We start from the raw sequence: 9,628 nt of genomic DNA, 5'->3' as shown, positions 1-9,628 counted from the left end.
GTTCATTCCGTTCCAGGTCACTGGGCGGCCGGGCCGCCCGGTCCAGGGAGGAGGCAGGGGGAGGCGTCAGATCCTGCTCAGGGCGTCCGGGCCGGCACGGCCGTCGAGGACCGCGTCGAGCAGCGCCGCACGGGCATCGGTCTCGAACGCGGGCTCGGCCGCGGGGGGCGGGACGGGTGCCGTGGGCGGCGGGAGGGGGGCTCCGCCGCCCGCGGGCACCCAGTAGCGGTCCCGGGCGAAGGGGTACCCGGGCAGCCGCACGGTGCGGCGCTCGCCCGCGGGATGCCTCGCCTGCCAGTCGACCGGGGCTCCGTCGCACCACAGGGCCGTCACTCGGTCGAGCCGTCCGCCGTGGAGGGCCCGGGTGACCTCCGGAGCCTGCTCCGGCTCGCGCCGCACGCCGGCGCCACGCGACCGCCTGATGCCGCCGGTGTGCCAGCCGGAGGGCTCGTCGCCCGCGAGGAACCGGTCCAGCGTGCCGAGCACGTCGCCGATGCTTCCGGCGACGAAGCCCAGGCGGGCTTCCATGGCCTCCCTGCCGACCTGGAGGGTGAACGCCAGATCAGCCAGGTCCGGGGCGTGTCCGTCGCGGCGCGCCCGGTCGAGGAAGTCCCGCAGTCGTCCGGCCGTGGCGTGCAGCCGCTCGCCGTCGCGGGCGGACAGCACGATGGCCTGGGCGGTCGTGCGGGCCGGCTCCGCCGGTGCGGGCGTTGCGGACGCTGCGGCCGGTGCTTCGAGGACGACGTGGGCGTTGGCGCCGCCGAAGCCGAAGCTGCTCACTCCGGCCCGCAGGGGCCACGGCCGTCCGGTGGCGTCGGCGTGCGGCTCCCAGCGGCGCAGTTCGCGTACGACCTCGAATCCGCCGTCGAGCGGCAGGTGCGGGTTGAGCTGGTCGCAGTGCAGGTTCGGCGGCAGCTCGCGGTGACGCATGGCGAGCAGCACCTTCAGCACTCCGGCCAGGCCTGCGGCCGACTCCCCGTGGCCGATGTTGGTCTTCACCGAGCCGAGGGCGCACGGCCGGGCCGCGTGCGGCGGCCTGCCTTCGGCGGTGCGCAACGCGCGGTAGGCGCTGGCGAGGGCGTTGACCTCGACCGGGTCGCCCAGGCCGGTGCCCGTGCCGTGCGCCTCGACGTAGCCGATGCTGTCCGGGTCGATGCCGCGCATCGCGTCCTGGATCAGCACGGCCTGCGCCGTGCCGTTGGGGGCTGTCAGGGAACCGGCGCGGCCGCCGTGGTTCTCGGCGCTGCCACGGACGACGCCCCAGATGGCGTCGCCGTCCCGCCGCGCGCGGGCGAGCGGCTTGAGCAGCACCGCGGCGACGCCCTCGGCACGGACGTAGCCGTCCGCGCCGGCGGAGAAGGTCTTGCAGCGGCCGTCGGGGCTGAGCATGCCCGCCATGTGCGTCGCGGCGAAGGTGTCCACGCTCAGCAGCAGGTTGACACCGCCCGCGATGGCCATGTCGCACCGGCCCGACCGGATGCTCTCGACGGCGCGGTGCAGCGCGACGAGCGAGCTGGAGCAGGCCGTGTCGACGGGTTCGCTCGGCCCGTTCACGTCCAGGACGTAGGAGATCCGGTTGGCCAGCATCGAATGGGCGTTGCCGGTGGCGGTGAAGCCGTCGGGTGCCACGCCGCTGGCGTTGAGCAGGTGGTGGTAGTCGCTGCCGGAGACGCCGAAGTAGACGCCGGTGTTCCCGGGGAGGCGCGCCGGGGCGTAGCCGCCGTTCTCCAGCGCGGCCCACACGGTCTCCAGTGCCAGGCGGTGCTGCGGGTCCATCAGCTCCGCTTCGAGCCGCGACAGGTGGAAGAAGTCCGCGTCGAAGCGGTCCACGCCCTCGATCCGGCCGGCGAACTTCGGGAAGTCCGCCCGCGCCACGACGTCCGCGTAGGGGCCGTCGAAGCGGTCGCCGGGGTAGTCGGTGATCAGGTCCTCGCCCGCGCGGAGCCGCTGCCAGAAGGTGTCCAGGTCGTCCGCGCCGGGGAACCGTCCCGCAGCGCCGACGATGGCCACCGCATCGTCGTCCGGCCCGGGTGCCGGCATCGGCACCGGGGACGGCCGGGTGGCGGCGACCGGCGCGGGTGCGTCGGCGACCGTGGGGAGGGTCAGCTCGGGGCCGTAGCGGCCCTGCAGGTGCTCGGCGAGGCTGCGGATGTCGGGGCACTCGAAGAAGACGGCGGGGGTGAGGTCCGTGCCGAGGATGCCGTTGAGTTCCGAGGCCAGTTTGGCCAGCGCGATGGACTCGAAACCGTACGCGTGGAAGTGCGTGTCGAGGTCGATGTCGGCCAGGTCGAACTTGAGCAGGTCGGCGACGGTCTCGCGCAGCGACGCGACGAGCGCCGCCTGCCCGTCCGAGACCGCCGGAACGGTCACGGACGGCTCGGCCGGCGGCTGCACGGCCGGCGGCTGCTGCCGCTCCCCCGTACCAGCCGGCGTCTGCAGCATCGGACGCGACGCCTGCGGCAATGCCGCCGGTGCCCGTCCGGCCTTGCCGGGAAGTGCCGGCCGGAGGTCGCCGGCGGTGAACTCGGCGTCCTCGACCCGGCCCAGCACCCGGCCGTCCTCGTCGAGGAATGCCGCATGGAAGACGGCATCGGACGTCTGCGCCAGCACGATCGCCCGAGTGCGCTCCCACTGCTCGCCCTGCACGGATCCGACCCGTACCACGGCGGTGTCTGCCCGGCCCAAGGCGTGCTGAACACCCTGGGCCAGCCCGGCGAGCAACCAGGCCGGGAGGTGCACGTGCTGCTTGTGCGGGTCCTGGCACATGGCCGGTTCGGCGACCCGTACGAGCAGCCGGTGGGCGTCCAGTTCCGTGACCCCTTCGACGCTGCGCACGTACGGCCGGGCGTCGAGGCCCGCGGTGCCGAGCGCGGCGTAGAAGTCGTCCCGGCCGAGGGTCGCGGGCGCGCTGCGCACCTGCGGCATCGACGCGTCCTCGGCAGGCGCGGACGGTACGACGTCGGCGGCGAACCGGAGCGTGGCGTCGTCGGCGTGCCACAGCTCGACACGATGCACGCCGTCGCCGGACGTGCCCAGCCGCCAGGTGAACGTCTCGGGGGCGTCCGCGGGCGACGGCAGTGCGGCCCACTGCGCGTTCCGCAGCCGCAGCGGCCCTTCCAGCCCGGCGAGCCGCGCGAACGCCAGTGCCGCGTCCAGCAGCGCCACAGTGGCGTAACGGCGCTTGCGTCCTACGGTGTAGACGTAGTCGAGGAGTTCGTCCCCGCGCAGCCGGAGGGTATAGCACACGCCGTTGAGGTTTGAGGCGTTGACGCCGACCCAGGGGTGCGCGCGCCGGGCGAAGGCGAGCGGCCGCAGCACGCTGGGCGCGTCGTCGTCCTCGGGGTACCAGCAGCGCACCTTGTCGAAGGGGTAGGCGGGCAGCGACAGCTTGGCCGGGCGGCTTCCCGCCGGCCACAGCCGGTCCCAGTCGACGCTCGCGCCGTCCGCCCAGTGCTGCGCCAGCTCCGCCTGCTTCCCGTCGCGCAGGGCCCGTTCGACGGTCGCCGCGTCGGCGGTGCGCCGGCGCCGCAGCGTGCTCGCCGTGAAGTGCACGCCTGCGGGGACGGCGGGCGACTCCGCCGCCAAGTCCACGGCGGACAGCTGGGCCAGGCGAGTCTGCGCGCCCGCGATGTCGTCCGCGACGAAGGCCAGTCGGCACGGCAGTTCGTTCTTGCCGGTCTGCAGGGTGTACGCGAGGGCGTCCAGGCCCGGTGCGGTCGTGCGTACGTGCTCGTGCATGTCGCGCAGCACCGTCTGCAGGGCCCGGGGCGTCATGGCGGAGAACGCCAGCAGCCGCGGGCGCCCGCTGTCCGGTGCGGCGACGACCTGCCCGTCGTACTCCTCGACGACGATGTGCACGTTGATGCCGCCCGCGCCGATGGACGTGACGCCCGCCCGGCGCGGTACCTCCGCTCCGCCGACCACGGGGCGCCGCCAGGTGTCGCGGTGGCGCTGCACCACGAACGGCGTCTTCTCGAAGTCGATCGCCGAGCTGAGCGTCCCGGCATGCAGCGAGGGCGCCAGCGTGCGGTGCTTGAGCTGCAGCAGCACCTTGGTCAGGCCGGCCATGCCGGATCCGGACAGCAGGTGCGCCACATTGGACTTGACCGAGCCCAGCGCACAGAACCCCAGGTCCTGGGTGTCGCGGCCGAACGCGAGGGCGGCGCCCTTGATCTCGATGGGGTCACCGAGGGAGGTCGCCGAGCCGTGGCCCTCCAGGTAGCTGATCGTGCGCGCGTCCACGGCGGCGTCGTCGAGCGCCTTCTCGATGGCACGGGCCTGCTGCTGCGGGCTCGGCACCGTGAAGCCGTTGCGGACCCCGGCGTTGGTCATGCCGCTGCCCTTGATCACGCCGTAGACGTGGTCGCCGTCGGCGACGGCTTCGGCCAGCGGCTTGAGCACGAGCGTGCCCACGCCCTCGCCCAGGATCGTGCCGTCGGCGCCGAGGCCGTAACTGCGCACGACCTCGGCCGACTTGGTGGTGAAGTGCGCCTGCGAGGTCGAGATGAGGTCGTACGGGTGCAGCATCAGGTTGATGCCGCCGACGACGGCCATGCGGCAGTCGCCGCCGCGCAGCATACGCACCGCCTGGTGCACGCACGCCGACGCCGAGGAGCACATGGTGTCGAGGAACACGGACGGCCCGGTGAAGCCGTAGTGGTACGACAGCATGTTCGCCATCACGCCGAGCTCGCTGCCGCTGGTCGCGGTGCCGCGCATCAGCATGTTCTGGAAGCCGTAGAGCGAGTAGCTGTTGTTCATCGAGCCGACGAGCACGCCTACGTCGCCGTCGTAGCGGCGCCGCAGCGTCTCGCGTGAGTAGCCCGCATCCTCCAGGGCGGTCACGCCCGCCTGCAGGAACAGCCGGACCTCCGGGGACAGCAGCTCGGCGTCGCGCTGGGAGATGTTGAAGTAGCGCGGATCGAACGCCTCGACGTCCCGCAGGAACGTGCCGGTCTTGACGACGGTCTTGCCGTCGACGTCACGCTCGTCGAAGTAGATGTCGCTGTGCCGCCACCGCGATTCCGGGACGGGCTCGAAACTGTGCCGGCCCTCGCTGAGCAGCTCCCAGAACTCCTCCAAGGTGTCGGCACCCGGGTACCGGCCTGCCATACCGATCACCGCGATGTCGTGGCGGTCCGGGTTGGCCCGGGCCGCGAGGGCGCGCGGGGCGGCGGCCACGGACGGCCGGACGGCTGGGGCGGGTTCGGCCGCAGGCGGCTCCTCGACGGCAGGCCCCTGCGGGGCAGGCTCCTCCGGCGCGGGCTCCTCGAGCGCGCGTACTTCGGGGGCGAAGAGTTCGAGGAGCCGCTCGCGGTGCTCGGCGACGAAGTAGCCGGCCGCGCCCTGCAGATCGACGTACTCGAAGAAGAGCGTCTTGGGCAGCGACCCGAAGGTGTCCTCCAGCCTGCTGGTCAGGTCGACGATCGAGATCGACTCGATACCGTAGGTCTCCAGCTTCTCGTCGGCCAGGATGTGCTCCGCGTCCTGCAGGGTCACCTCGGCGAACAGGTTCCGCAGCAGGTCCTGCGTACGGGCAACGAGTTCGCTCTCGTCCAGGACGGCCGGCGCGGCCGTGTTCCGCTGCACCCCGGACGGGCGCGGCTCCGGCTTCGCGACGCGGTCCAGGCCCGCGTACCCGCGCAGCTTGGACCGCTCCCCGAAGAGCACCACGCGGCGGACCGGCGCGTCGGAGTGCAGTGCGCGCTCCAGTGCGTCCAGGCCGGTCTCGCTCGGCAGTGGCACGGTCCCGGTGCGCTTGCGCAGGTAGGCAAGGCTGGCGCCGTCCACGCGCATGCCGCCGTCGGCCCACAGCGGCCAGTCGACGGAGCGGGTCACGCTGCCGGCGGCCTGCCGTCGTGCGGCGAACGCGTCGAGGAAGGCGTTGGCGGCGGCGTAGTCGGCCTGCGCGGCGTTGCCGAAGGCGCCCGCCACGGAGCCGAACAGCAGGAGGAAGTCCAGGCCCTGGGCGCGCGTCGCGTCGTCGATGTACGTGGCGCCGTCCACCTTGGGCGCGAGTACGGCGGCGGTGCCCGCGAGGGGCTTGCTCGCGAGGTAGCCGTCGTCGAGGACGCCGGCCGCGTGGAACACACCGTCGAGCCGTCCGTACCGCGCGCGGATGTCCGCGACCGCGTCCCGCACGTCGTCCGCGTCCGTGACGTCCGTGCGGCGGTACGTCACCTCGCCGTGGGACAGGCGGGCCCGCAGTGCCTCGACGGCCCGGCTGTTCGCCGAGCGGCCGCTGACGACGACCGAGGCGCGGTGGCGGTCGCAGAGCCGCTCGGCGAGCAGCAGGCCGAGTCCGCCGGCGCCCCCGGTGATCCAGTAGACGCCGCCGTCGCGCAGCAGGCTCTCCCCCGCCTCGCCCGGGGGAAGTTCCACGAAGCCGTGCCCCGCTCGGCGGTCCTGGGCGTCGTAGGCGACTTCGGTGTGGTCTCCGGCGCCTGCCTCCGCGCGGACGACGCGCTCGAAGCGGTCGGCGTCGCGGGGGTCGTAGGCGTCGAGGAGCACCAGCCTGCCGCTGAAGGAAGGGTTCTCCTGCTGTGCGGTCTTCAGCAGCGCCGCCAGCGGGGCGTACACCGGCGAGTCCGGGGCGCCCGGTGCGACGACGAGCACCTGCCGTCCCTGACCGAGCAGTTGCTGGACCTGCGGGTAGCAGGCGTCGAACGCCGCCTTCATGGCGACGGCATCGGTGGCTTCGGCGGCATCGGTGGATACCGCCAGCTGCCGGATGTCCATGCCCAGCCGCGCGGCGCTCGCCGCTGCGAGGCCGTCGTCCAGTGCGGCGTTGAGCACCGTCACCGGGCCGACCGGGGTGGCCTGCCCGACTGCGGGGGCCGGGGCAGGGGCCTCGTCCCAGACGCCGGTGACCTCCAGGAGCTCCCCTTCCGGGGCCTGGGCTGTTGCCGGTTCTGCGCTGGGCAGTTCCCTCGACGTGTAGCCGGTGAAGGTCACGCACAGCCGGCCGTTCTCGTCGAACAGCTCGATGTCGGCTGCGGCCATACCGCCTGCCGTGCCGCTGCCGGCCGGCCGCAGCCACGCCCACATCGTCGAGGTCGTCGCGGCGTGCACGGTGAGGCGGTCCAGTGCGAACGGCACCGCGGGGGCGGCGGGCCTGCGCCAGCCGCCGTCGGCCGGGCCGAGGGCCAGGGCCGCGAGGAGGGCGCTGTCGAGGATCGCGGGCTGCAGCGCCATGCCGTCCGGGGCATCTGCGGGGAGCCGCAGCTCAGCCAGCAGGCCGTCCGGACCGCGGTGCAGGGCGTGGAGTCCACGCAGGGCGGGGCCGTGCTCGATGCCGCTGGACCGCAGCGCGGCGTACCCCTCTGCGACGTCGACGCGATGGGGGAACCGCTCGCGCAGCGCGCCCGGGTCCGACTGCTCGGCCGCGGCGGCCTCTCCGTACTCGACCCGGCCGCTGGTGTACTGCGTGCCGTGGTCGTCGGTGATCGCGTAGTCGTAGCCGCCGGCGGCGGGGGTCAGGCGGAGCTGCGGGGTGAGCCCGGTATCGCCGACGAGCAGCGGGCGGATCCACACTGCGTTGCGGATACGGGGCGTCAGCCCGGCTTGGGCGCCTGCGACGGCGGCCATTCCGGCTGCCACGGTGACGAGTTCCAGGGCCACCACGCCCGGCACGATCCGTGCACCGTTGACGAGGTGGTCGCGGACGAATCCCTGTGTGGCGTCGAAGTGCAGGGGGAAGGTCCAGCTGCCGCCTTCGTGCTCGCCTTCGCCGAGCGCGGCGGGAGCGATGGTCGTCGCGCTGCGCTCCGGCTCTCCGGTCGTCTTGGTCCGGGCCGTCTGGAACCAGTGCGGCGTGCGGGCGAACGCGTAGCCGGGCACGTGCACGCGGTGGCCGCGCTCGGGCCACTGTGCCCAGTCCACGGGCAGGCCCTGGGCCCAGGCGGCCGCGAACTTGTCCCACCGGCCTTTCTCCAGCCAGCGCTCGGCCAGGGCCGTCAGGTCGTCCGCGTCCAGGCCGTCGGGGGTTTGGGTTCCGGCCCGGCCATGCGGGCAGTCCGCGGGCGACTCGTCCCCCGCGGCGACGCTCTCCAGCTGTGCCGCCCACTCCGCGATGCCGCTTGCGCGGAACACCACGCGCTCGCGCAGGGGCACCCGGCCTTCGCGCAGCGTGCGGGCGACATCGGTCAGGGACGGGGTGTCGTTCTGCTCGATCCGGGTCCGGACCCAGCGGGCGAGCCGGGCGCACGTCTCGCGGAGCCGGTCCTCGTCTTTGGCGGACACCGGAAGCCACTGCTCGCCGGCGTCCTCGGTGGCGGCCACCAGGTCCGCGGCTTCCAGCAGGACGTGGGCGTTGGTCCCGCCGAATCCGAAGGAGCTGACGCCCGCGCGCAGCGGTGCGGACCCTTCGGCGTTCCAGTCGGTGAGGCGGTCGAGGACGTACAGCGGGCTGCCGTCCAGGTTGATGAGGGGGTTGAGCTTGCGGAAGTTGACCGTCGCGGGCAGCTTGCGGTGGCGCATGGCGAGGATGACCTTGAGCATGCCCGCGATGCCGGCGGCCCCTTCCAGGTGGCCGATGTTGGTCTTCACGGAGCCGATGCCGCACCGGTGGGCCGGAGCCTCCCCGGGCCGGTCCGCGCCCAGATCGGCGAAGGCCTGCTTGAGGCCGCGGATCTCGATGGGGTCCCCGACCGGTGTGCCGGGGCCGTGGGTCTCCACGTAGGTGACGGTCTCGGGTGCGATGCCGGCCTTGCGGTAGACGCCGGCGATCAGTTCGGCCTGTGCGGCCGGGTTGGTGACGGTCAGCGAGCTGGTGCGCCCGCCGTGGTTGCTGCCGATGCCCTTGATCACGGCGTGGACGGCGTCGCCGTCGCGGCGGGCGTCCGCGGCCCGCTTCAGCAGCACGATGCCGCCGCCCTCGCCGCGCACGTAGCCGTTGGCGTTCGCGTCGAACGCCCTGCACAGGCCGTCGGGCGAGAGCATGCCCGCCTTGGCGAAGGCGATGAAGTGCCGTGGCGACCAGGTCAGGTTGACGCCGCCGGCGAGCGCGAGGTCGCAGTCGCCGGCCTGGAGCGCCTGTACCGCCTGCTGCACGGCCACGAGCGAGCCGGCGCAGGCCGTGTCGTTGACGACGCTCGGGCCGCGGAAGTCGAAGTGGTGGGAGACCCGGTTGGCGATGATCGCGTACGCGGCGCCGGTCGGGTAGTAGGCGTCGATCTCCTCGACTTCCTGCTCGATCAGCTCGGCGTAGTCCCAGTGGCAGACGCCCATGAAGACACCGGTGCGGGAGCCCGCGACGCGGTCGGCCCGGTAACCGGCGTCCTCCAGGGCGTGCCAGCTCAGCTCCAGGGCCATCCGCTGCTGCGGGTCCATGGACTGCGCCTCGCGCGGGGAGATCTGGAAGAAATCGGCGTCGAAGCAGTCGGCGTCGTCGACGAAGCCGCCCCAGACGCTGTTGGTCTTGTTGAATTCGCGGCGCGGGTGGCCGAGGTGGTCCTCCTTGCGCCAGCGGCGCTCCGGGACCTCGCTGATGAGCGAGCGGCCCTCGGCCAGGTGGCTCCAGAACTCCTCGGGCGTGCGCGAGCCGGGCAACCGCAGGGACAGGCCGATGACGGCGATGTCCCGGTCGTCGGCGAGGACGCCGTTCTCCTTCTTCATGGCGCGTTCTCCG

At 73.3% G+C, this 9,628-nt stretch carries 1 protein-coding gene; it reads right to left on the bottom strand.

The window, feature by feature from the left end; genetic code table 11:
* Positions 1 to 66 precede the first annotated feature (66 nt).
* Entirely contained in the window at positions 67 to 9,615 is a 9,549-nt protein-coding gene (locus ACZ4S3_RS35655; protein ID WP_467942161.1) for an SDR family NAD(P)-dependent oxidoreductase, read from the bottom strand.
* Positions 9,616 to 9,628: the final 13 nt, after the last annotated feature.

Source organism: Streptomyces sp. NPDC028368 (assembly GCF_055565615.1).
Note: the sequence above shows the minus strand (reverse complement) of the source record. Positions and strands in the feature narration are given on the sequence as shown.